Source organism: Mesorhizobium sp. M0771 (assembly GCF_040320155.1).
In the GTDB taxonomy this organism is placed as follows: Bacteria; Pseudomonadota; Alphaproteobacteria; order Rhizobiales; family Rhizobiaceae; genus Mesorhizobium.
Genome location: NZ_JAMYPC010000003.1, coordinates 93,366 through 116,001, shown reverse-complemented (window position 1 = coordinate 116,001; position 22,636 = coordinate 93,366). Strand labels below are relative to the sequence as shown.

General features: G+C 63.9%; 14 protein-coding genes. 5 read left to right on the top strand and 9 right to left on the bottom strand.

The genetic code is table 11. The annotated features are described in order from the left end of the window. Window position 1: 1 nt before the first annotated feature. Window positions 2-973 (bottom strand): sugar-binding transcriptional regulator, encoded by a 972-nt coding sequence (locus NKI05_RS06020; protein WP_023684445.1) that lies wholly within the window; start codon window positions 971-973, stop codon window positions 2-4. Window positions 974-1,163: 190 nt separating this feature from the next. On the opposite strand from NKI05_RS06020, the gene NKI05_RS06015 reads away from it, so the two are divergent. The 5 genes from NKI05_RS06015 to NKI05_RS05995 all read left to right on the top strand — a co-directional run bounded on the left by NKI05_RS06015 (window position 1,164) and on the right by NKI05_RS05995 (window position 9,791). Next, the gene (locus NKI05_RS06015) at window positions 1,164-2,804 is read left to right on the top strand and encodes an acyl-CoA synthetase (RefSeq protein ID WP_352667628.1); all 1,641 of its coding nucleotides are present in this window, start codon (window positions 1,164-1,166) and stop codon (window positions 2,802-2,804) included. A 163-nt stretch (window positions 2,805-2,967) separates the two neighbouring features. Beyond that, window positions 2,968-3,573 (top strand): TetR/AcrR family transcriptional regulator, encoded by a 606-nt coding sequence (locus NKI05_RS06010; protein ID WP_023668564.1) that lies wholly within the window; start codon window positions 2,968-2,970, stop codon window positions 3,571-3,573. Between the two features lie 58 nt (window positions 3,574-3,631). Beyond that, window positions 3,632-4,774: an efflux RND transporter periplasmic adaptor subunit gene (locus NKI05_RS06005; protein WP_023815201.1), complete on the top strand. Its 1,143-nt coding sequence runs from the start codon at window positions 3,632-3,634 to the stop codon at window positions 4,772-4,774. Between the two features lie 248 nt (window positions 4,775-5,022). Beyond that, window positions 5,023-8,160 (top strand): efflux RND transporter permease subunit, encoded by a 3,138-nt coding sequence (locus NKI05_RS06000; RefSeq protein WP_023815202.1) that lies wholly within the window; start codon window positions 5,023-5,025, stop codon window positions 8,158-8,160. A gap of 275 nt (window positions 8,161-8,435) precedes the next feature. After that, the gene (locus NKI05_RS05995) at window positions 8,436-9,791 is read left to right on the top strand and encodes an LLM class flavin-dependent oxidoreductase (protein ID WP_023752568.1); all 1,356 of its coding nucleotides are present in this window, start codon (window positions 8,436-8,438) and stop codon (window positions 9,789-9,791) included. Between the two features lie 61 nt (window positions 9,792-9,852). On the opposite strand, the gene NKI05_RS05990 is transcribed toward NKI05_RS05995, so the two are convergent. From NKI05_RS05990 to NKI05_RS05955, 8 genes are all read right to left on the bottom strand, one after another. Then, on the bottom strand, window positions 9,853-11,562 hold the full coding sequence (locus NKI05_RS05990; RefSeq protein WP_023815203.1) for a trimethylamine N-oxide permease: 1,710 nt from the start codon (window positions 11,560-11,562) through the stop codon (window positions 9,853-9,855). Between the two features lie 305 nt (window positions 11,563-11,867). Further along, window positions 11,868-14,237 (bottom strand): trimethylamine N-oxide demethylase, encoded by a 2,370-nt coding sequence (locus NKI05_RS05985; RefSeq protein WP_023815204.1) that lies wholly within the window; start codon window positions 14,235-14,237, stop codon window positions 11,868-11,870. 354 nt (window positions 14,238-14,591) lie between these two features. Next, complete coding sequence (locus NKI05_RS05980; RefSeq protein ID WP_081727326.1) at window positions 14,592-15,224, bottom strand: sarcosine oxidase subunit gamma family protein; 633 nt, start codon at window positions 15,222-15,224, stop codon at window positions 14,592-14,594. After that, window positions 15,202-18,183 (bottom strand): sarcosine oxidase subunit alpha, encoded by a 2,982-nt coding sequence (locus NKI05_RS05975; protein WP_023815206.1) that lies wholly within the window; start codon window positions 18,181-18,183, stop codon window positions 15,202-15,204. Before NKI05_RS05975 ends, NKI05_RS05980 begins: the two co-directional genes overlap by 23 nt. 199 nt (window positions 18,184-18,382) lie before the next feature. Further along, window positions 18,383-18,658, bottom strand: a complete 276-nt coding sequence (locus NKI05_RS05970) for a sarcosine oxidase subunit delta (RefSeq protein ID WP_023684437.1) — start codon at window positions 18,656-18,658, stop codon at window positions 18,383-18,385. A 15-nt stretch (window positions 18,659-18,673) separates the two neighbouring features. Further along, window positions 18,674-19,927 carry a sarcosine oxidase subunit beta family protein gene (locus NKI05_RS05965; RefSeq protein ID WP_023668554.1) on the bottom strand — a complete coding sequence of 418 codons (1,254 nt, stop codon included), beginning with the start codon at window positions 19,925-19,927 and terminating at the stop codon, window positions 18,674-18,676. Window positions 19,928-19,963: 36 nt separating this feature from the next. Next, entirely contained in the window at window positions 19,964-21,271 is a 1,308-nt protein-coding gene (gene glnT / locus NKI05_RS05960) for a type III glutamate--ammonia ligase (protein ID WP_023684436.1), read from the bottom strand. A 30-nt stretch (window positions 21,272-21,301) separates the two neighbouring features. Then, entirely contained in the window at window positions 21,302-22,630 is a 1,329-nt protein-coding gene (locus tag NKI05_RS05955) for an FMN-binding glutamate synthase family protein (protein WP_023687061.1), read from the bottom strand. Window positions 22,631-22,636: the final 6 nt, after the last annotated feature.

Below are 22,636 nucleotides of genomic sequence, written 5' to 3'. Positions count from 1 at the left end.
GTCAGGAAGCCTTTTTTGCCCCCGCACTGGCTCCGGCATGGTCGAGCAGCCGCCGCGCCATGCTGGCGCCGACGACGAGATGCGTGCAGAGTCCGCCGGCGAGCGCGGCGAGCAGCGGTTCGAACTTGCTGTCTTCCTGCACCACCATCAGCCGCTTTTCGATCTGGCGCAGTGACGACAGCGAGGCCGAGATGACGCGGCGGTTGTAGCTGCAGTCGAGCGCCTTGCCGGTGGCATCGATGATCTGGCCGGCAACGACGCCGGCGGCGCCCGCTTCGCGCAACAGCCCCATCTCGCCGGGGCTGAGCGCGCCGCATTTGACGACATGGCTGTCGCCATCGACGGTGCCGACCGAATAGAGCGCCAGATCGCAGTTGGCAATATCGGCCAGTTGTTCGCGGATCACCGGTTCGGCGCGCAGCCCATGCGCCAGCAATTCCGTCGTCAGCACCAGCGGCGCGTAGAAATTGAGGCCCTTGGCGTTGAGCCGCCGGGCGATCTCCATCGTGCACTGGTCGGGACGGTAGGAGTAGGGCGCGCCGAGATTGCCGCAGAGCTGCACAACGGTGACGTCCTGCAGGTCGGCATAGGACATGACGTCGGCGATGGTGTAGACGGTGCGGCCCCAGGCGACGCCGATCCGGTCGCCCTTCTTGACCAGTTCGAGAAAGACGCCCGCCGCCAGCACCGCAACGTCCGTCGAAGGGTCGACGACATAGGCATTCTCCGGCGCGATCCACACCGCATCAAGCTTGAGCGCGTCCTCGAGCTGGCGCGCAAGCACGTCGTCGGTGAACAGCTGCGTCGAGGTCGAGATGTTGACGATGCCGGTCTCGCGCGCCTTGCGCAAATACATGGCGACCGAGGCGCGGGAGATGTTAAGCTGGCTGGCGACCTGGTCCTGGCGCAGGCCATGGGCATAATAGAGCCATGCGGCCTTGTGGATAAGCTGTTCTGCCGGTCGGATCGCCATGCCGTCTCCTCGGCTGACATTATTCACGGCTCTCGACAAAAGTCAAACTGGCGTGGGTACACGATACCTCTTTGCCCAGCGAATCTGGACGATCATTGCGCCAAATGTGCCCGGTCGGGAATCGCCGATGGTGACGTGGCGGGAAGCTGTGGATAGAAGTTCTCAACAATGAAAATTCGGGGAGCACGGGATGGGCAGTCCCTACGAGCAGGATCTCGGCAAGAACGCCGCCAACCATCAGCCGCTGACGCCGCTCACCTATCTGGAGCGGGCGGCAAGCACCTATCCCGATCATGTCGCCATCATCCATGGCAGCCAGCGCATCACCTATCGCACCTTCTGGCAGCGCTCGCTGAAGCTCGCCTCGGCGCTGTCGAAGCGCGGCATCGGCAAGGGCGATACCGTCACGGTGATGCTGTCGAACACGCCGCCGATGCTGGAGGCGCATTTCGGCGTGCCGATGGCCAAAGCGGTGCTGCATTCGCTCAACACAAGGCTCGATGCCGCCGTCATCGCGTTCCAGCTCGACCATGCCGAGACCAAGGTGCTCATCGTCGACCGCGAATTCGCTGCTGTCGTCAAACAGGCACTGGCACTGGCCAAGGTGAAGCCGCTGGTCATCGACTATGACGATCCCGACTATGCCAGCGATGCACCCTATCCGAAGGGCGAGCGCATCGGCGCGATCGACTATGAGGGGTTCGTCGCCGGCGGTGACGAGGGCTACGCCTGGTCGATGCCCGACGACGAATGGGACGCCATCTCGCTCAACTACACCTCGGGCACCACCGGTAACCCGAAGGGCGTCGTCTACCACCATCGCGGCGCTGCCCTGATGGCCTACACCAATACCATCCATGCCGGCATGGCCAAGCACGCCGTCTATCTGTGGACGCTGCCGATGTTCCACTGCAATGGCTGGTGCTTCCCGTGGACGCTGGCCGTCCAGGCCGGCACCCATGTCTGCCTGCGCTGGGTGCGGCCGAAGCCGATCTACGATGCCATCGCCGACCACGGCGTCACACATCTTTGCGGTGCGCCGGTCGTCATGTCGGTGCTCATCAACGCCAGCGATGAGGACAAGCGCCACTTCCCGCAGACCGTTACCTTCAACACCGCTGCCGCGCCGCCGCCGGAAGCCGTGCTGTCAGGCATGGCCGATGCCGGCTTTGCCGTCACCCATCTCTACGGCCTGACCGAGACCTATGGCCCGGCGGTCGTCAACGAATGGCACACCGCCTGGGACGGTCTCGACAAGGGCGAACGCAGCGCCAGAAAGGCCAGGCAGGGCGTGCGCTATGCCGCACTCGAAGGCCTGACGGTGATGGACGCGGAGACGATGCAGAAGACGCCGGCCGACGGCGAGACCATCGGCGAGGTCATGTTCCGCGGCAACATCGTCATGAAGGGCTATCTGAAGAACAGGAAGGCGACCGACGAGGCTTTCGCCGGCGGCTGGTTCCACTCCGGCGACCTCGGCGTCATGCATCCCGACGGCTACATCCAGCTCAAGGACCGCTCCAAGGACATCATCATCTCCGGCGGCGAGAACATTTCATCGATCGAGGTCGAGGAAGCCCTCTACAAACACCCGTCCGTGGCGTCCTGCGGCGTCGTCGCCAAGGCAGACGACAAATGGGGCGAGGTGCCGGTCGCCTATGTCGAGCTGAAGCCCGGCAAGGTGGCAAGCGAGGCCGAGATCATCGAACACTGCCGCGCGCTGCTCGCCCGCTTCAAGGTGCCGAAGGCGGTGATTTTTGCCGAGATTCCGAAGACATCGACGGGGAAGATCCAGAAGTTTCAGCTGCGGGAAATGGCGAAGGGATCTTAGTTCCAGAGCGCAACGGCACGCGCAAGGTCGAGTTCGCGCACACCCTCTGTCACCCTCTGTCACCAAATTATACGCGTACGTCGAATTCGCATTGACACTTCCCTCTTTTCGATTTACGACTGACGAAAGTTGAAATTCGTCACTCATAAATCGACAGAGAGCCATGTCCGAAGCCGCCAGCATAATGGCCGACTCCACCCGCCAGGAGAATGTCACCCGCATTCTCGACTGTGCCGAACGCCTGTTCCGGCACTATGGTTACGGCAAGACCAATGTCGCCGACATCGCCCGCGAACTCGGCATGTCGCCGGCCAACATCTACCGTTTCTTCGCCTCCAAGGTCGAAATCCACCAGGCCGTCTGCGGCCGCATGCTCCTCGCCAGCTACAACATGGCCTACGAGATTTCCCGGTTGCCGATCAGCGCCGAGGAGCGGCTGCGCCGCTACGTGCATGCGCAGTACAAGATGACACTGGAAGTCATGCTCGACGACCAGAAGGTCCACGAAATGGTCATCGTCGCGCTCGAGCGCGACTGGGGCGTCATCGACAAGCATATCGACAGCATTCACGACCTGTTTGCCGAGGTGATCCGCGAGGGCATCGAGGCCGGCGAGTTTGCCGACCAGGATCCGGTCATCGCATCGCGCTGCTTCGGCGCCGCCACCGTCATTCTGTGTCACCCCCAAATGGTGGCGCAATGCCTTGCCAAGACCAATCGGGCGATGCCCGACGATCTCATCGATTACGCGATCAAGGCTCTGAAGTAACAGCCGCCGCCCGCCGGGCGCCGGTGTCGACCGTTCATCTCCAGTCGGGAGCACGAAAGTGTCTTTGTCCAGTTCCATCATCCGCAAGCTGCCGGTCGCCGGCCTGATCGTCGCCACGCTCGGGCTCGCCGCCTGCAGCCAGGAGAAGAAGACCGAGGTCCAGGACATCATCCGTCCGGTCAAGGTGGTCGAGATCGGCCAGGCCGAAAAGAGTCGCGAACTCACCTATTCCGGCTCGGTGCGAGCCCGTACCGAAATGAACCTCGGCTTTCGCATCTCGGGCAAGGTCACTGAGCGCCTGGTCGACATCGGCCAGCATGTGACGACAGGCGATGTGCTAGCCCGTATCGATCCCACGGACTATGAGCTGTCGGTCAAGAGCGCCAAGGCCAGCCTCGACGCCGCCGAGCGGCAGGTCGAGACGGTCGATCTGTCCCGCAAGCGCGCCGAACAGCTTTTTGCCAAGAACTTCACCTCCAAGTCGCAACTCGAACAGGCGACGCTGAGCTACAACCAGGCGGTAGCGACGCGCGATGCCGCCCGCTCTACCCTTGCCCAGGCGCAGAACCAGGTCGTCTACACCGATCTCAAGGCGAGCGAGAACGGCATCGTCACGGCGGTCTCGGCCGATGTCGGCCAGGTGGTCGGCGCCGGAACGCCTGTGATGACCGTTGCCGTCGACGGCGAAAAGGAAGTGCTGATCGCGGTTCCCGAAATGGACATCGCCGCCTTCAAGCCGGGAAAGGACGTCAAGGCCAGCTTCTGGTCCGATGACGCGCTGGCGCTCTCCGGCAAAGTGCGTGAAGTCGCCGGCAGCGCCGACCAGCAGTCGCGCACCTTTGCCGTCCGCGTCTCGCTGCCCGACGACCCGCGCGTGCTGCTCGGCATGACCGCCAACATCGAGGCCTCGGTGGCCAAGAAGCAGGAGATGGTATCGATCCCGCTCAGCGCGCTTGCGGAAAAGGATGGTCGCAAGATTGTCTGGACCGTCGACCGCGCCGGCGAGACGGTGCACGAGCGCCTGGTCAAGGTTGCGGAGTTCACCGCCGACGGCGTCAGCGTCGCCGACGGGCTCAAGCCGGGGGATGTCGTCGTTGCCGCCGGCACCCAGTTCATGACCGAGAATCTCAAGGTCAAGCTGACCGGCGATGCGGTCCAGGCCGCCTCTGCGGAAGGCGATGCCGCAAAGGCCCTGCGCTGACCGCAGGCATGAAGCCGGCTTGATCGTCGCTTCGGCGAAAGGGCTGGGCAAGCGAATTCAGGGTTTCCGGGCGGCGAGCGCCCGATGGTCGAGACGCCAAGATCGAGTTCCCCCGCATCGATCCGCGCGTCCCACCGCGATGAGTGTCTCTCCGCTCGGAAAGCCTCGCCGCCCGGAAGCCAGCATCGGAATATCCTAGCTGCATGCAAAGCGTATGCGCGCACGATCAACGAATTGGACTGACGCCGATGACCACCACCGACAGCACTGAAAAGCAGCCTTTCAATCTTTCGCGCTGGGCCATCGGCCATCCCTCGATCGCGCGCTTCCTGTTCGGTCTGATCATCATTGCCGGCGCGCTCGGCCTAATGCGCATGGGCCAGAAGGAAGACCCCGATTTCACTTTCCGCGTCATGGTCGTCCAGGCGATCTGGCCGGGCTCCTCGATCCAGGAGATGGAAGACCAGGTCGTCAACAAGATCGAGCGCAAGCTGCAGGAAACGCCGCACCTCGACTTCGTCCGTTCCTACACCCGCGCCGGCAGCGCCATCATCACCGTCCAGATCAAGGGCGACACCAATGCAGAGGAGGTGAAGGACGCCTTCTACCAGGTGCGCAAGAAGGTTGGCGACATCTCCGGCGACCTGCCGCAAGGCCTGCTCGGGCCCTATTTCAACGACGAGTTCGGCGACACCTTCATCACCCTGCACTCGATCGGCGGCGACGGCTACAGCTATCCGGAGCTGAAGAAATTCGCCACCCAGGCTCGCGACATGCTGCTGACGACGCCGGGCGTCGAGAAGGCCGTCATCATCGGCGACCAGCCGGAGAAGCTTTATATCGACGTCTCGTCCAAGGCCCTGGCCGAACGCGGCCTGACGCTGACCGACCTGCAGAACGCCATCAAGGGCCAGAACAATGTCGATCCGGCGGGCTCCGTCGACACCGGCCTGCGCTCGGTGCGCATCTCGGTCGAGGGCGATGTCACCAGGGCTGCCGACATCAGGGAATTGCGCCTGCGCGCCGGTGGTCAGGTGACACGTCTTGGCGACATCGCCACCGTGAGTTCCGGTCTCGAAGATCCCTATCAGCGCAAGTACCGCTTCAACGGCCACGAAAGCGTCCAGGTCGGCGTCGTCATGGCCAAGGGTTTTAACGTCAGGGACGTCGGCACGGATGTCGAGGCGACCTACAAGCGCTTTGAGGAAGCGCTGCCCTACGGCGTTGCGGTTGACCAGATCTCCAACCAGCCCGAGGTTGTCAAGGACGCCGTCAACGAGTTCATGGAGGCGCTCGGCGAGGCGCTGCTGATCGTGCTTGCTGTCTCGCTGCTGTCGATCGGCTGGCGTTCCGGCCTGGTCATCGCCATTGCCATTCCGCTGGTGCTGGCCGCCACCTTCGCCATCATGTACGAGCTCGGCATCGATCTGCAGCGCATTTCGCTCGGCGCCCTGATCATCGCGCTCGGGCTGTTGGTCGACGACGCCATGATCGTCGTCGAGATGATGGAGCGCAAGCTGGAGGAGGGGCTGGTCAAGATCGAGGCGGCGAGCTTCGCCTATTCCTCGACCGCCTTCCCGATGCTGAGCGGCACGCTGATCACTATCGCCGGCTTCATCCCGGTTGGCTTCGCCGCCTCGACCGCAGGCGAATATGTGCGCACGCTGTTCTTTGTCGTCGGCATCGCGCTCGTCGTGTCGTGGTTCGTCGCCGTCTATTTCACGCCGTGGCTGGGCTACATGATCCTCAAGCAGCGCAAGCATGCCGGCAACCATCATGACGCCTTCGACACCGGCTTCTACCGGCGGCTGCGCGCCACGGTCGGCTGGGCGGTGCGCCACCGCATCATCGTTCTGGTGATGACGCTGGTCACCTTCGCCACCAGCCTGTGGGCGTTCCAGTTCATCCCACAAAACTTCTTCCCGCAATCCTCGCGGCCGGAAATCCTCGTCGATCTCTGGTTGCCTGAGGGAACCTCGATCAAGGAAGTCGAGACGCAGGCCAAGGCGCTGGAAGCCCGGATGATGGACAACAAGGACAAGCGCTTCATCGCCACCTATATCGGCGAAGGCGCGCCGCGCTTCTTCCTGCCGCTCGACCAGCAATTGCGCAATCCGAACTATGCGCAGCTTCTGGTGATGGCCAATGACGAGCCGGCGCGTGAGCGGCTGATCCTCAAGCTGCGCTCAGTCCTGGCGCAGGATTTCCCTTCGATCCGCTCCAAGGTCGACCGTCTGTTCCTCGGCCCGCCGACCGGCTGGCCGGTGCAGATGCGCATCATGGGTCCGGACCGCCAGGAGGTGCGCCGCATCGCCGACCAGGTGAAGGCGAAATTCGCCGAAAATCCGCTGCTCGGCGCCCTCCATGACGACTGGCTGGAGCCGGTACCGGCGATGAAGCTGGTCATCGACCAGGACCGCGCCCGTGCGCTTGGCGTCACCTCGCAGCGCATCCGCCAGATGCTGCAGGCAGCGATGTCCGGCGCGCCGCTCGATGACTTCCGTGATGGCGAGGAGACGGTTTCCATCGTCGCCCGCGAACCGGACGCCAGCCGCAGCCTGCTGTCCTCGGTCGACTCGGTCTATATCCCGACCGATTTCGGCGGCTTCGTGCCGCTGTCGCAGGTGGCCAAGGTGGTGCCGGTGCTCGAGCAGGGCGTCGAATGGCGGCGCGATCGCCTGCCGACCATCTCGGTGCGCGCCACGCTGCCGGATGGCGTGCAGTCGAACGACGTCGTCACCAAGCTCTACAATGACATGCAGGGCATGCGCGCCGGCCTGGCGCCCGGCTATAAGATCGAGATCCAGGGCGGTGCGGAAGATTCCGCCGAAAGCCAGGCCTCGATTGCCGCCAAGGCGCCGATCATGCTGGCCGTCATCGTCGTGCTCCTGATGATCCAGCTGCAGCATTTCGGTAAGGCGATGCTCGTGCTGGCCACCGGTCCGCTCGGCATCATCGGTGCGGCGGCGGCGCTGTTGATCAGCGGCGCGCCGTTCGGCTTCGTCGCCATCCTCGGTGTCATCGCGCTGCTCGGCATCATCATGCGCAACTCGATCATCCTGGTCGACCAGATCGATCAGGACATCGCCAGGGGGATGGACCGATCGGAGGCCATCATCGGCTCGGCCGTGCGCCGTTTCCGGCCGATCGTGCTGACGGCGATGACGGCGGTGCTGGCGCTGATCCCGATCTCGCGTGCGGTGTTCTGGGGACCGCTCGCCTACGCCATGATGGGCGGCATCCTCGTCGCCACCGTACTCACCATCCTGGTGCTGCCGGCAGGCTACGCGCTGTTCTTCGGCCGCGAGCCGAAGAAAGGCAGGAAGCCGGCTGATGAGGCCGTGCAGGACAATGACAGGCCGCCACTGGCCCTGGCCGCCGAGTAGGCGCTGCTGGGGCACAGGATCTTCCTTGGAAAATGCTGGAACGCCGTACGCTTGACGTGCGGCGTTCTGGCTTTCTCCTTGCCGGTGGCACCGAGCACCCAGGCAAGTATCTCAACACCAGGCGGGTTCATCAAAATAGGTTGAACGGCCACCTGTATGAAAATGCTTCGCGGCGCCGGTTTTGCAAAACAGAATTCCTTTCCAGGACGGCAAAGCCGTCCGATCCTGCTTACATATCGGAGCGGCAACGCTCATTCGCATCAGGTGATCATCCCATGGTAGACAATAAGCAATTGCGGCTCGGCGCCTTCATGCGTCCGGTCAGTCTTCACACCGGGGCCTGGCGCTATCCCGGCTCATATCCCGATGCCAACTTCAACTTCGCCCATCTGAAGCGCTTCGCGCAGACGCTTGAGGCGGCGAAGTTCGACGCCTTCTTCATGGCCGACCATCTGGCCGTTCTCAACATGCCGATCGAGGCGCTACGGCGCAGCCACACGGTGACCTCGTTCGAGCCGTTCACGCTGCTGTCGGCGCTCGCCGCCGTCACTGATCATATCGGCCTTGTCGCCACCGCATCGACGACCTTCGACGCGCCCTATCACATTGCCCGTCGCTTCGCCTCGCTCGACCATATCAGCGGCGGCCGCGCCGGCTGGAACATCGTCACCACATCCAATCCCGACGCCGCGCTGAACTTCGGCCTCGACGAGCATGTCGAGCACGACGAGCGCTATCACAATGCGCGGGAATTCTACGATGTGGTGACCGGCCTCTGGGACAGCTTTGCCGACGACGCCTTCATCCGCGACGCCGAGAGCGGGCTCTATTTCGATCCCGCGAAGCTGCATGTGCTCGACCATAAGGGTGAGCATCTCTCGGTGCGCGGCCCGCTCAACATTGCGCGGCCGGTGCAGGGCTGGCCGGTCATCGTCCAGGCCGGCGCATCTGAGGCCGGGCGGCAGCTGGCAGCCGAAACGGCGGAGGTGATCTTCGCCGCCCATTCCGATCTGGCGGCTGGGCAGCGCTTCTTTGCCGATGTCAAAAGCCGGGCCGAGAAGCTCGGCCGTTCGCGCGACGACATCAAGATCCTGCCCGGCGCCTTCGTCATCGTCGGCGACAGTGTCGAGGAAGCACAGGCCAAACGCGCCAAGCTCGACAGCCTGGTCTATTACGAGAGCGGCATTGCCTCGCTGTCGATCGCGCTCGGCCATGACGCGTCGGCCTTCGACCCCGACGCGCCCTTGCCCGAAATCCCCGAGACCAATGCCTCGAAGAGCGGCCGCGAGCGCGTCATCGAGCTGGCGCGCCGGGAGAATTTGACCGTCCGCCAGCTGGCGCAGCGGCTCGGCGGCTATTCCGGCCTTGCCTTCGTCGGCACGCCTAAAACCATCGCCGACGCGATGGAGGAATGGTTGGTTGCCGAGGGGTCAGACGGCTTCAACGTCATGTTCCCCTATCTGCCTGCCGGGCTCGATGACTTCGCCGAGAAGGTGGTGCCCGAGCTGCAGCGGCGAAAGCTCTTCCGGCGCGAGTATGAGGGCACCACCTTGCGCGAGAATCTCGGCCTGAAGCGTCCGCCGAACCGGTTCTTCGAAGGCTCCGAAGCGGCCACTCGCAAGGCCGGCTGACGTCCTGCCACAAAAAGAAACGGGCGCGCCGAAGCGCGCCCATTCTTTTCAGCCATCACTTTCAGATGACGAAGTACCAGTTGGCGAGCAGCATCACCACCAGGCCGGCGACCAGCGTCAGGTAGGGCAGCATGCCTGCCTTTTTGACCGAGAGGTCTGCGCCCGCCATGCCGAGGTCGGCCAGCATGTGGTCGGGGAACCTGCCCTTGTCTTGGACGTAGTGCCGGTAGCAGAACACCGGGATGATCAGCGCCGCGGTGATCAGGCCGGCCCACAGCGCCATCGGGTTCCACACCTTGGCGCCGGCGCCCATGAAGATGGCGTTGACATAAGCGAAGATGGCACCGAGGCCGAGCAGCCAGCTCGGCGCCTTCCACGGCCGGTTGATGTGGCCGTTGTCGATGCGGTGGATCCAGCCGGCATTGAGGTTGAGGAAGTTGAAGATGATGTAGCCGCAGTTCGACACGGCGAGGATAAAGAAGAAGCTCGTCGCGTCGGCCGAGGCGATGGCCAGCACGATCAGGTTGAAGACGAGATCGGTCCACATGGCGCGGGTCGGCGCGCCATGTTCGTTGACGTGGCTGAGATAGCGCGGCAGCCAGCCATCGACCGAGCCCTGGTAGAGCGTGCGCGACGAGCCGGCCATTGCCGTCATGATGCACAGCACCAGCGCCAGGATCATCAGCATCACCAAGAGGCTGTGGATCAATGCGCCACCCCCGACCATGCCGGCCAGTGCATCGGCGACACCCGAGCCGTCGACGATCGGCGTCGCCAGCATGCCGTTGAGGCCCAGCACGCCCTGGAAGGTGAAGGGCACCAGGATGAACAGAAGCATGCAGAGCAGGCCGGAATAGAAAATCGCCTTGAACGTGTCGGTGCCCGGGTTCTTGAACTCCGATGTGTAGCAGACGGCGGTCTCAAAACCATAGGTCGACCATGCGGCGATGAACATGCCGCCCAGCACCAGCGTCCAGCCGGCAATGTTCCACGAGCCGGGCTCCGGCGCGTAAGCCGCCGCCAGCGGCACCAGCGGCGAAAAGTTCGCCCAGTTGATCTGGCCGGTGACGATCGGCACGACACCGACGATCAGCATCGGGATGATGACCAGGAGGCCGATATACTTCTGCACATTGGCGGTGCCGAGAATGCCGCGATGCTGGATCGAGAAGATGATCAGCATCAGCACCGCGCCGATGAAGAAAGTGGCATTGAGGGTGAAGGAGACAGGACCTAGCGTGTGGCTGAACAGCGTCCAGTTGCGGATCGCCGGCGTGGCCGCCGCGGTCACCGCGGCGATGGCGTCGGCAGGCACCGTTCCGGCATGCGCCGCGATATAGGCGACGACGTCCGGCGACGCCTCGGTGAACAGCGGCACCGGCGCCAGCGCGTTGAGAATATAGGCGGCGGCGATCGAGCAGCCCAGCGACAGCACCGGCGACCAGGCGAACCAGTTGCACCACACCGACAGCGGCGCGATGAACTTGGAATAACGCAGCCAGGCGGTGGCGCCGTAGATCGAGGCGCCGCCCGACTTGTTCGGGAACAGGCCGGCGATCTCGGCATAGGTGAAGGATTGCAGGAAGCCCATGATCATGGAAGCGATCCAGATCCCGAAGGCCAGCGTTCCCGTCGTTCCGGCAATGCCGCCGATCGAAAACAGGACAAGGGCAGGAACGCCGCTCGCCACCCAGAAGGCGCCGCGCCAGTCGATGTTGCGGAGCAGCTTGCCTTCAGAGGGCTGCTCCAGGGCAGTGGTAATCGTGCTCATCTGTCTGAATTCCCCATTTTGTGTTCCCGGCCGGTGATGCCTCGGCTTCGCGAAGCTTGTTCCCCGGTACATGACCGCACGACTCCAGTGTTTCCACTCAGTCGTATTTTTTTCTTAACAGTGAAGATTGATCCGGCGCGCTTTCACGTCAAGTGATTTGTGGCGTCGTGCACATCACGGTTGCGAAACGCTCGCTTTGTCCTTCTCCCCTTGTGGGGTGAGAAGCGGTCCGCGGTAGCGGACGGAAAGCCAATTGCTTTCGAGCTTCGAACGCCCTGAGCCTGCGAAGGGCCGGGGTGCAACCCTCAGGATCGCGGCCTGGTCTTTTGCGGATCGTAGTGAGCGAAGGCCACCACCCGCGCCGGCAGCCGCTTGGCATGACCGTCGAGCTTGCCGATCTCCACCTCTGTGCCGATTGCCGCGTGGGTGACGTCAAGCCTCGCCAGAGCGATGTTTTTGTTCAGCACCGGCGAGCGCATGCCCGAGGTGACGACACCGATCTGGGCGCGGCCGATATGGACGCAATCCCCATGGCCGACGGCGACATTGCTGTCGATGTCGAGGCCAACGAGCTTGTGCTGCGGATGTTCCTTGCGCCTTATCAGAGCCTCGCGGCCGATGAAATCGTCGGTCTTGGCCTTCAACGGTACGGTGAAGCCAATGCCCGCCTCGAACGGGTCGGTCTGGTCGGAGAATTCGTAACCGGCGAAGATCAGCCCGGCTTCGATGCGCACCATGTCGAGTGCCTGCAGGCCCATCGGCTTCAGCCCGTGCGGCTGGCCGGCCTCCCAGATGGCATCGAACACTTTTTCGGCGTCGCGTGGGTGGCACCAGATTTCGTAGCCGAGCTCGCCGGTATAACCGGTGCGCGACACCACGACCGGAATGCCATTGCCGCCGCCGATGCGCGCGACAGCGAAGCGGAACCATTCGAGTTCGTCGATCGACGGTTGCAGCGGCGAGGTCCAGACCACCTCTCGCAAAATGTCACGGCTCTTCGGCCCTTGGACAGCGACATTGTGCATCTGGTCGGTGGACGAGCGCACCAGCACGTTGAGGCCAAGCTTCTTTGCCGTCTCGCGCAGCCATTCGCCGGACAGGTCATCGCCGCCGACCCAGCGGAAATTGTCCTTGCCGAGCCGCAGCAGCGTGCCGTCGTCGATCATGCCGCCATGCTCGTAGCACATGGCGGAATAGACGACCTGGCCGACGCCGAGCTTCTTGACGTCGCGGGTCAGCGTGTATTGCAGCAGCGCTTCGGAATCGGGACCGGTGACCTCGAACTTGCGCAGCGGCGACAGGTCCATGATCACCGCGTCCTGCCGGCAGGCCCAGTACTCGGCGATCGGCCCCTCTTTGGCGAAAGAATTGGCCAGCCAATAACCCCGGTATTCCACGAAGTTGCGGGTGTGCTTGGCGAAGCTTGAATGGAAGGCGGTCTCGCGGGTCATTTTCGGTTCCGAATCGGGCGTCATGCGTCTGGCGATCGCTCGCGAGAATTTGTGTTGGCCGGAATAGGTTCGCACATGGATGTCGGTCGGGTTCCAGCCATTGGCCGGTGTCGTGTCGTCGGGACAGGCGGAGGAGACGCAGACAATGTCGGTGAGCGCCCTGAGCAGGACATAGTCGCCGGCGCGCGACCACGGCTCATCCGACACCATGACGCCATGGGCGTCGATCGCCGTGTTAAAGAAGAAGTTGATCGCCATCCAGCCGGCACGTGGGGTGACACCCTTGTCGGCCAGCGCGCGGTTGAAATTCTCCGAGCAGTTGGTGTGGCCGGGATAGCCGATGTCGTCGTAATATTTGGCGGCACACGCCAGCGCGAACGCGTCATGCCGGCCGCATGTGTCCTGGATAACCTCGACCAACGGCTCCATGTCCTGGTCGTAATATTTCGAGTGAAGGCCGGGCATCGGGTAGCTCGACCCCATCAGCGTGCGCGTCGTCGTTACGTCGAGCGGATGGTCCAGCCCCTTGTCCAGCTTGCGCGCAGAAAAGCACTGGAAGTCGGTGCACTGGCGACCATCGACGTCGATGATCTGCAGATAGTCGCCGGCCTTGACGAAATAGGATTCGGCGGTTGCCGAATGGACGCGCAAATCGAGCACCGGATCGGCGAGCGGATCGGCGAGCTGCGATTTCGATTTCAGGCGCACCGTGGCACGGCGGACGATGACGGTGAGCGGCGTTGCCGTGTCGTGGCCGTCGACCAGCATCGGCCCGCTAGGCGCTGCAATCAGCAAGCCGCCATCGCGCGCGACGGTGAAGGCCTGCTCGGTGCCTGCCGGCGTGGCGCCGCCGAAGACGCGCACCGCCTTGGCCTGGTCAAGCTGCACCTGGCGGCGCTCGAGTCCGCGGCGCACGGAAGCGAGGCTATCGTCGCCCTCGGCTAATAGCGCCTTGATCCCGGCGGCATTGCTATTGGACTTTTCGCCGAAGATGGCGGGGTCGGTGGCGCCTGACTTGTCCCAGGCCAAAAGCTCGCAGGCCTGGCCGCCCTCGACATTGCGGATGGCAAATGTATCGCCGGCCTCGACCTCGATCAGCACCGCGCCGTTACCGGGGGCCGCATACCGCTCCATGCCCGGCGGCAGCGCGATCTGGCCGGGCCGCAGGATGAGGCTTGGCCGCGGCGGCCCGGCTGTCACTGAAGGGTAGGGCGACTGGCTCATCTCAGCCTTGCGGTTACAGAAACAAGTTTGCCTGTGTGTAAAATTATTTTAGCAGCAAGAATAGCAGCGCGGTTGGGTTTGGCAAGGTGGAGGTGGCGTTCTCGACGCGGTCGCTGCAGGTTAGACCCTTCCAATCAAACCCATCTTCCGAACGCCAGCGCCGCCCCTCATCTGGCTGCCGCCATCTTCTCCTCGTAAACGGGGCGAAGGATGCTGTCGTCGCCGGTTTCGTCAATCGCCAGCGTTGCAGGACGAGCGCCGAGGCTGCGACCAGCTTCTTTCTCCCCGTCACTATACGGGGAGAAATGCCCGGCAGGGCAATGAGGGGCGGCGCCAACATCTGAAACTATCGAGCTAAAGCTCCTCGGAATGCCCGATAGCCACACCATACTCCGCAGCCGAATCCAACATCGTGTGCCACAGACTTTCGGCAAACGTCGCAAACACCAGGAGGTTGAACACCGCCTGCCCATCCGCCTTGTCACCACCACGCCAGAGCGTGACGCTGGTGTGATCCACCGAGGTCGCGGCAGCAGCGCCAACCGGAAACGCATCGGGATGCAAATCAATCGACGACAGTTTCGCCAGCATGGCGCGCGCCTTGAGGCCGCAGATGCTGATCAGCACGCGTGCATGCGATTGGTCGGATAGCGAAGCGGAAGATGCAAAGGTCTGAGCGAGCACCTCAGTCCTGCCACCCTTCGACAGGACAAAAAACTGATCCGGTCCCGACCAGATCAGCGTCGCATCAGCGGTGCCAACTGCCTTCGGCGTTTCCGGAGCCGCGACGCCGAAACGAGCGTTCGCGGCCTCGGCCAAATCACCCGCCTTGCCGCGCCGTGCCATCACCTGGACGAGGTCGAAATTGCGGATCTCGGTCAGCGACACACCGGCATCGCCTTGCGGGCCGCAAGCGCCAGGAGCGAGCGCGCGCTCGAGCGGGCTGCGAACATCCCAGAAAAAGTCAGCCACGCTGGCGCCCTCCATCGGGATCGTAGAAGACGGGATTGCAGAGTTCGATATCGTAGTCTTCACCGCGCAGCGGATCATGCGCGTGGACGATCTCGCCGATGCGTTCGCGGCCGCGCTCGACAAGGCCGAGACCGATCCACTGGTCGAGCGTCGGCGAGAAGCAGACCGAGGTGACGTAGCCCTGGTCGTTATCAGGCCCGGGCGTCTGGCCCTTCGGGATGATGTGCGCGCCGGAGCGCAGGCGGCGCGCCTTGTCGACCGGCTTGATGCCGACCACGACCTGCCGGTCCGGCGCCACCAGCGCCTCGCGGCCGGCCATGACGCGACCGATGAAATCCTTCTTGGTCGACATCATCTTGCCGAGACCGAGATCGGCGGCGGTCGTCGTGCCGCTCAGTTCCGGTCCGGCGACATGGCCCTTTTCAACGCGCATGACGCCGAGGGCTTCTGTGCCATACGGCGTCACGCCGAACGGTTTACCCGCCAGCATCAAATTGCGTGCCATCGCTTCACCGTAACGCGCCGGCACCGAAATCTCGAACGCCATCTCGCCGGAGAAGGAGATGCGGAACAGCCGCGCCTTGATGCCGCCGCGCAAAGCGACTTCGCGCACGCCCATGAATGGAAAACCTTCGTTCGAAAGGTCCTCGGCAGGGTCGACGATTTCCTTCAACAGGTCTCGCGTCCTTGGCCCGGCAATCGAGAATTGCGCCCACTGGTCGGAGACCGAGGTCAGTTGCACGTCGAGTTCGGGGAATAGCACCTGCCGGCAGAATTCGAGATGCTGCATCACCAGCCCGGCCTTCGCCGTGGTCGTGGTGAGGAAATAATGGTCCTCGGCCAGCCGCGAGGTCGTGCCGTCATCATAGACGAGGCCGTCCTCGCGCAGCATCAGCCCGTAGCGGGCTTTTCCCACGGCAAGGTTTGAGAAGGTGTTGATGTAGACGCGGTCGAGGAAGGCGCCGGCATCGGGGCCGTGCACATCGATCTTGCCCAGCGTCGAGACATCGCAGAAGCCGACGCCCGAGCGCACCGCCTTGACCTCGCGGGTGACCGATTCCAGCCAGTCCTTCTCGCCCGCGCGCGGATACCATTGCGCGCGCTTCCACAGGCCGGTGTCGACAAAGATCGCGCCTTGTTCGGCCGCCCAGTGATGCGACGGCGTCAGCCGCGTCGCATGGAAATTTTCGTCGCGATGGTGGCCGGCAAAGGCGCCGATGGCGACCGGCACGTACGGCGGGCGATAGATGGTCGTGCCGGTCTCGGGAATGGATTTGCCCGACACCGCCGCCATGATGGCGAGGCCGGCGACATTGGACGTCTTGCCCTGGTCGGTCGCCATGCCGAGCGTGGTGTAGCGCTTCAGATGCTCGACCGATTCAAAACCCTCGCGCTGCGCCAGCTCGATGTCGGACGCGGTGACGTCATGCTGCTGGTCTACAAAGGCCTTGCCTTTGCCGGCGACGTGCCAGAGCGGGGTCAGTGAGAAGGACTCGTCGCCGGCAACAGCTGCAGAGCCCGGATTGCCATTGCGTCCCGCGTCCCGCGCCGCTGCGGCGCCGGCCTCGAAACCTGCGCGCAGGCAGGCGCCTAGCCCGAAGTCGCCGTTAGCCGCACCTGCGGCGACCATACCGGGCGGCGCGCCGTCCGGCACGAAGGCGGCGATGTCGTCTCGCCATTTCGGCCGGCCGCGATGGTAAGAGGTGAGCCCGACCGCCGGATTCCAGCCGCCGGAAACGGCAAGCCCGTCGGCCTCGACCTCGGCGCGCGCGCCGCCGGTCAGCGACACCGCTATTTTTCTTACGCCGTCCTTGCCGCCGTCGACGCCGCTGACCGAACCATGCAGCACGGTGAAGCCGTTCATGGAAGCGAGAGAACGATGGGCAGGCGAGACGTCAGGCCGCGCGTCGATCACCGCCGCGATCTGCAGCCCGGCGCCGAGTGCCGTCTCGACCGTGCGCCAGCCATCCTCATGGTTGGTGAACAGCGCGATCCGCTTTGCCGGCGTCGCCGCATAACGTGTGACGTAGGTGCGGATGGCGGACGCCATCATCACGCCGGGCGTGTCATTGCCGGCAAAGACGATGGGACGCTCAATCGCGCCGGCGGCGACGACGCAGCGCTTGGCCACGATGCGCCACAGGCGCTGGCGCACCTGATGCTCGGGCGGCACCGGCAGATGATCGTTGACCCGCTCGATCGCGCCATAGGTACCGCCATCATAGACGCCGAACAGGGTCGTGCGGGTCATGATGCGGACATCCGGCATCGAGCTGAGCTCGGCCAGTGTGCGCGACAGCCACTCCGCGGCCGGCAGACCGTCGATCGTGCCGCCATCCGACAACAGACGGCCGCCGGGCGCAAAATCTTCTTCGCACAGGATGACGCGCGCACCGCTGCGGCCTGCAGCGAGTGCGGCGGCGAGACCGGCCGGACCAGAGCCGGCGATCACCACATCGCAATGCGCCCAGGCCTTGTCGTAGTGATCCGGATCGGGGGTGACCGCCGCGCGACCCAGACCCGCGGCGCGTCGGATCGCCGGCTCGTAGACCATTTCCCAGAATTTTGCCGGCCACATGAAGGTTTTGTAGTAGAAGCCGGCGACGAAGATCGGTGCGAACAGCTGGTTCACCGACATCACATCGTGGCGCAGCGACGGCCAGCGGTTCTGGCTGGCCGCTTCGAGGCCTTCATAGAGTTCGGCCGTCGTGGCCTTGGTGTTGGCCTCGCGCCGTGCGCCGGTGCGCAGTTCGACCAGCGCGTTGGGTTCTTCCGAGCCCGCAGTCAGAATGCCGCGCGGACGATGGTATTTGAACGAGCGGCCGACCAGCTTGACGCCATTGGCGACCAGCGCCGACGCCAGCGTGTCGCCCTGGAAGCCGGAAAATGTCGTGCCGTCGAAGCGGAAGGTGAGGGGGGTGGAACGGTCGATGAGACCGCCGGATGAGAGACGATGGGATTGGCTGGAACTCACGATGGCCGGCCTCTCATCGATCCAATGCCAGGCGGGACCGTCGCGCTCTTCACCCTCCCCCTTGTGGGGGGGGTCGCTGCGCAGCAGCGGGGTGGGGGTGCGGCACCGACCCCCACCCGGACCTGCGGTCCGACCTCCCCACAAGGGGGAGGTAGGGGGCTGGCGCTTTTCGCGACGGCTGTGGTCTCGACAGAATAGCTCATGTCTCCACCTGGCTCGCACCAGCCCCCGCCGCCGGTTCCACCGCCGAGATCTCGTGCGTCAGCGTGTTGCGGGTGACCTTCAGCCAGGCCCGGCAGCCACCGCCGTGATACCAGTTCTCTGCCATCACGCCGGCGATGTTGTCGCGCAGATAGACATAGTCGTAGACGGCATCTTCGCCGGCATCCGCCGCCGGCCGTACAGGCTTGGCATCGCCGAGATAGCTGAACTCGCCGAGTTCGCGTTCGCCGCAGAAAGGACAGGTGATACGCATCTTGTTCCGGCCGCCTCAATGCAGGTTCGGTTGGGCGCCTTGGCCCTTTTCGTCGATCATGGCGCCGCGCTGGAAGCGGTCGAGCCGAAACAGCGCCGCCTCCTTGTGCGTTTCGTCACGCGCCAGAAGATGGGCAAAGACGAAGCCGGAACCGGGCGTCGCCTTGAAGCCGCCATAACACCAGCCGGCGTTGAGGTAGAGCCCGTCGACCGGTGTCTTGTCGATGATCGGCGAGCCATCCATCGACATGTCCATGATACCGCCCCACTGGCGCAGAAGCCGCACGCGGCCGATCATCGGGATCAGCGCCATGCCGCCTTCGCAGACATCTTCCATGACAGGCAAATTGCCGCGCTGGGCGTAGGAATTGTAGCCATCGATGTCGCCGCCGAAGACCAGCCCGCCCTTGTCCGACTGGCTGACATAGAAATGCCCGGCGCCGAAGGTCATGACGCCGGGGATGAGCGGCTTGATCGCCTCCGAGACGAAAGCTTGCAGCACATGGCTTTCGATCGGCAGGCGCATGCCCGCCATCGCTGCGACACGCGACGATGACCCGGCGACTGCCATGCCGACCTTGCCGGCGCCGATCTTGCCGCGCGACGTCTCGACGCCAGTCACCTTGCCGTTGCCGTCCCGGACAAAGCCGGTGACCTCGCAGTTCTGGATGATGTCGACGCCGAGTTCGCTCGCCGCATGGGCATAGCCCCAGACCACCGCGTCATGCCGCGCGGTGCCGCCGCGGCGCTGCAGGAGGCCGCCCTGCACGGGAAAGCGCGCATGGTCGAAATTCAGGAACGGCAGCATCTTCTTCAGCGCCGCCTGGTCGAGCAGTTCGGCATCGATGCCATTGATGCGCATGGTGTTGCCGCGCCGCGCATAAGCGTCGCGCTGCGCATCGGAATGATAGAGGTTGAGGACGCCGCGCTGGCTGACCATGGCGTTATAGTTGAGGTCCTGCTCCATCCGCTCCCAAAGCTTCATCGAAAGCTCGTAGAAGCCGGTATTGCCGGGCAGGCCGTAATTGGAACGGATGATGGTGGTGTTGCGGCCGGCATTGCCGGAGCCGATCCAGCCCTTTTCCAGCACGGCGACGTTTCTGATGCCGAACTCGCTGGCGAGGAACCAGGCGGTGGCGAGCCCATGGCCGCCGCCGCCGATGATCACAACATCGTAGTGGTCCTTGGGCGCCGCATCGCGCCAGGTGCGCTGCCAGTTCTTGTGGCCGGAAAGGGCAGCACGGGCGAGCGAGAAGATCGAATATTTCATCAGGTCATTCCGAGGTCGCTCGCACCGCTAGGACGATTATATGTCCAGCGTGTGGTCGCGCTCCCATTGCGTGAAGTGCGAAGCATAGGAATTCCATTCCTGTTGCTTCAGCTTTAGATAAGCCGACGAGAATTCCTCACCCAGCGCCGCCTTGAGCGATTTGTCCTTGTCGTATTCGCGAAGCGCGTCGAGCAGGTTGAGCGGCAGCTTCGGCGCGCCCTTCACAGTGTGACCGTTCTGGTACATGTCGATGTCGTAGCGCTTGCCGGGATCGGCCTTGGAGCGGATGCCGTCGAGACCGGCGGCAATGATGACGGCCTGCAGCAGATAAGGGTTTGCGGCGCCGTCCGGCAACCGCAGCTCGAAGCGGCCGGGGCCGGGCACGCGCACCATGTGAGTGCGGTTGTTTCCGGTCCAGGTCACCGTGTTCGGCGCCCAGGTGGCGCCCGAAATGGTGCGCGGCGCGTTGATGCGTTTGTAGGAGTTCACCGTCGGGTTGGTGATGGCGGCCAGCGCCGAGGCATGTTTCATGATGCCGCCGAGGAAATTCTTGCCCTTGGCCGACAGGCCGAGTTCCATCGCGTTATCGGCAAAGACGTTGACCTTGCCGGCCTTGTCCCAGACCGAAATATGGGCGTGGCAGCCATTGCCGGTCAGGCCCTGGAAAGGCTTTGGCATGAAGGTCGCGCGCAGGCCGTGTTTCTCGGCCACCGACTTGACCATGAACTTGAAGAAGGAGTGCTTGTCGGCGGTGGCGAGCACATCGTCGAAAGCCCAGTTCATCTCGAACTGGCCGTTGGCGTCCTCATGGTCGTTCTGGTAGGGGCTCCAGCCCAGCGCCAACATGTGGTCGCAAATCTCGGCGATGACATCGTAGCGGCGCATCACCGCTTGCTGGTCGTAGCAGGGTTTTGAAGCCGTGTCGTATTTGTCGGAGATGACGCTGCCGTCCGGCGAGATCAGGAAGAACTCTGCCTCGACGCCAGTCTTGACATGCATGCCGTCAGTGGCGGCTTCCGCGATCAGCCGGCGCAGCGTGTTGCGCGGCGCCTGCTCGACTTCCTTGTCGTCCATGATGCAGTTGGCGGCGACCCAGGCGACATCGGGCTTCCACGGCAGCTGGATCACCGAATCCGGATCCGGCACCGCCAGCATATCAGGATGCGCCGGCGTGAGGTCGAGCCAGGTGGCGAAACCGGCGAAGCCGGCGCCGTCCTTCTGCATGTCGGCGATCGCCTGCGCCGGCACCAGCTTGGCGCGCTGGCCGCCGAACAGGTCGGTGTAGGAAATCATGAAATATTTGACGCCGTTCTCTTTGGCGAATGCGGCGAGATCGTTCCCCATTATAGTTCCTCGCTTATTTTGATGTGTTTTTTAGAAGCCGTTTTTCCCCGGTATCCAGTTGGTGCCGGCCAGCGGCACGCCAGCCATGGCGGCGGCTTCGATGGTGAGGGCTACGAGATCCTCGGGCTCGAGATTGTGCAGGCTGTTCTTGCCGCAGGCACGCGCAATGGTCTGCGCCTCCAGCGTTATCACCTTGAGGTAGTTCGCCAGCCGCCGTCCGGCGGCGATCGGATCGACCCGCTTCATCAGTTCGGGGTCCTGCGTGGTGATGCCCGCGGGGTCGCGACCCTCGTGCCAGTCGTCATAGGCGCCGGCGGTGGTGCCGAGCGCATTGTATTCGGCCTCCCAGCGCGGGTCGTTGTCGCCGAGCGCGACGAGCGCTGCCGTGCCGATCGACACCGCGTCGACGCCGAGCGCCAGCGCCTTGGCGACGTCGGCGCCATTGCGGATGCCGCCCGACACGATCAGCTGCACCTTGCGGTGCATGCCGAGATCCTGCAGCGCCTGCACCGCCGGCCTGATGCAGGCAAGCGTCGGCTGGCCGACATTTTCGATGAATACTTCCTGGGTGGCCGCCGTGCCGCCCTGCATGCCGTCGACGACGACGACATCGGCGCCGGCCTTCACCGCAAGTGCTGTGTCGTAATAGGGGCGGGCGCCGCCGACCTTGACGTAGATCGGCTTTTCCCAGTCGGTGATCTCGCGCAGCTCGAGGATCTTGATCTCGAGATCGTCCGGCCCGGTCCAGTCGGGATGGCGTGAGGCCGAGCGCTGGTCGATGCCCTTCGGCAGCGTGCGCATTTCGGCGACGCGGTCGGAAATCTTTTGTCCCAACAGCATGCCGCCGCCGCCGGGCTTGGCGCCCTGGCCGACAACGACTTCGATGGCGTCGGCACGGCGCAAATCCCTGGGGTTCATGCCGTAGCGTGACGGCAGGTACTGGTAGACCAGTTGCTTGGAATGGCCGCGCTCTTCCTCGGTCATGCCGCCGTCGCCCGTGGTGGTCGACGTGCCTGAGAGCGTAGCGCCACGGCCGAGCGCTTCCTTGGCCGGGCCGGACAGCGACCCGAAGCTCATGCCGGCAACGGTGATCGGGATTTTCAGCTCGATCGGCTTCTTGGCATAGCGCGAGCCCAGCACGACCGACGTGTCGCACCGCTCGCGATAGCCTTCCAGCGGATAGCGCGAGATCGAGGCGCCGAGGAACAAAAGGTCGTCGAAATGCGGCAGCTTGCGCTTGGCCCCGGCGCCCCTGATGTCATAGATGCCGGTCGCCGCGGCGCGGCGGATTTCGGAAAGCGTGTAGTCGTCGAAGGTCGCGGATTTGCGCGGCGTCGTCGGCGGGTTCTTGTAGGTCATGCTGCC

What these genes read in the sequence shown, in the direction of transcription:
- NKI05_RS06020 (WP_023684445.1), bottom strand. Translation starts at nt 973, where the DNA reads ATGGCGATCCGACCGGCAGAACAGCTTATCCACAAGGCCGCATGGCTC.
- NKI05_RS06015 (WP_352667628.1), top strand. Translation starts at nt 1,164, where the DNA reads ATGGGCAGTCCCTACGAGCAGGATCTCGGCAAGAACGCCGCCAACCAT.
- NKI05_RS06010 (WP_023668564.1), top strand. Translation starts at nt 2,968, where the DNA reads ATGTCCGAAGCCGCCAGCATAATGGCCGACTCCACCCGCCAGGAGAAT.
- NKI05_RS06000 (WP_023815202.1), top strand. Translation starts at nt 5,023, where the DNA reads ATGACCACCACCGACAGCACTGAAAAGCAGCCTTTCAATCTTTCGCGC.
- NKI05_RS05995 (WP_023752568.1), top strand. Translation starts at nt 8,436, where the DNA reads ATGGTAGACAATAAGCAATTGCGGCTCGGCGCCTTCATGCGTCCGGTC.
- NKI05_RS05990 (WP_023815203.1), bottom strand. Translation starts at nt 11,562, where the DNA reads ATGAGCACGATTACCACTGCCCTGGAGCAGCCCTCTGAAGGCAAGCTG.
- NKI05_RS05985 (WP_023815204.1), bottom strand. Translation starts at nt 14,237, where the DNA reads ATGAGCCAGTCGCCCTACCCTTCAGTGACAGCCGGGCCGCCGCGGCCA.
- NKI05_RS05980 (WP_081727326.1), bottom strand. Translation starts at nt 15,224, where the DNA reads ATGGAGGGCGCCAGCGTGGCTGACTTTTTCTGGGATGTTCGCAGCCCG.
- NKI05_RS05970 (WP_023684437.1), bottom strand. Translation starts at nt 18,658, where the DNA reads ATGCGTATCACCTGTCCTTTCTGCGGCGAACGCGAACTCGGCGAGTTC.
- NKI05_RS05965 (WP_023668554.1), bottom strand. Translation starts at nt 19,927, where the DNA reads ATGAAATATTCGATCTTCTCGCTCGCCCGTGCTGCCCTTTCCGGCCAC.
- glnT (WP_023684436.1), bottom strand. Translation starts at nt 21,271, where the DNA reads ATGGGGAACGATCTCGCCGCATTCGCCAAAGAGAACGGCGTCAAATAT.
- NKI05_RS05955 (WP_023687061.1), bottom strand. Translation starts at nt 22,630, where the DNA reads ATGACCTACAAGAACCCGCCGACGACGCCGCGCAAATCCGCGACCTTC.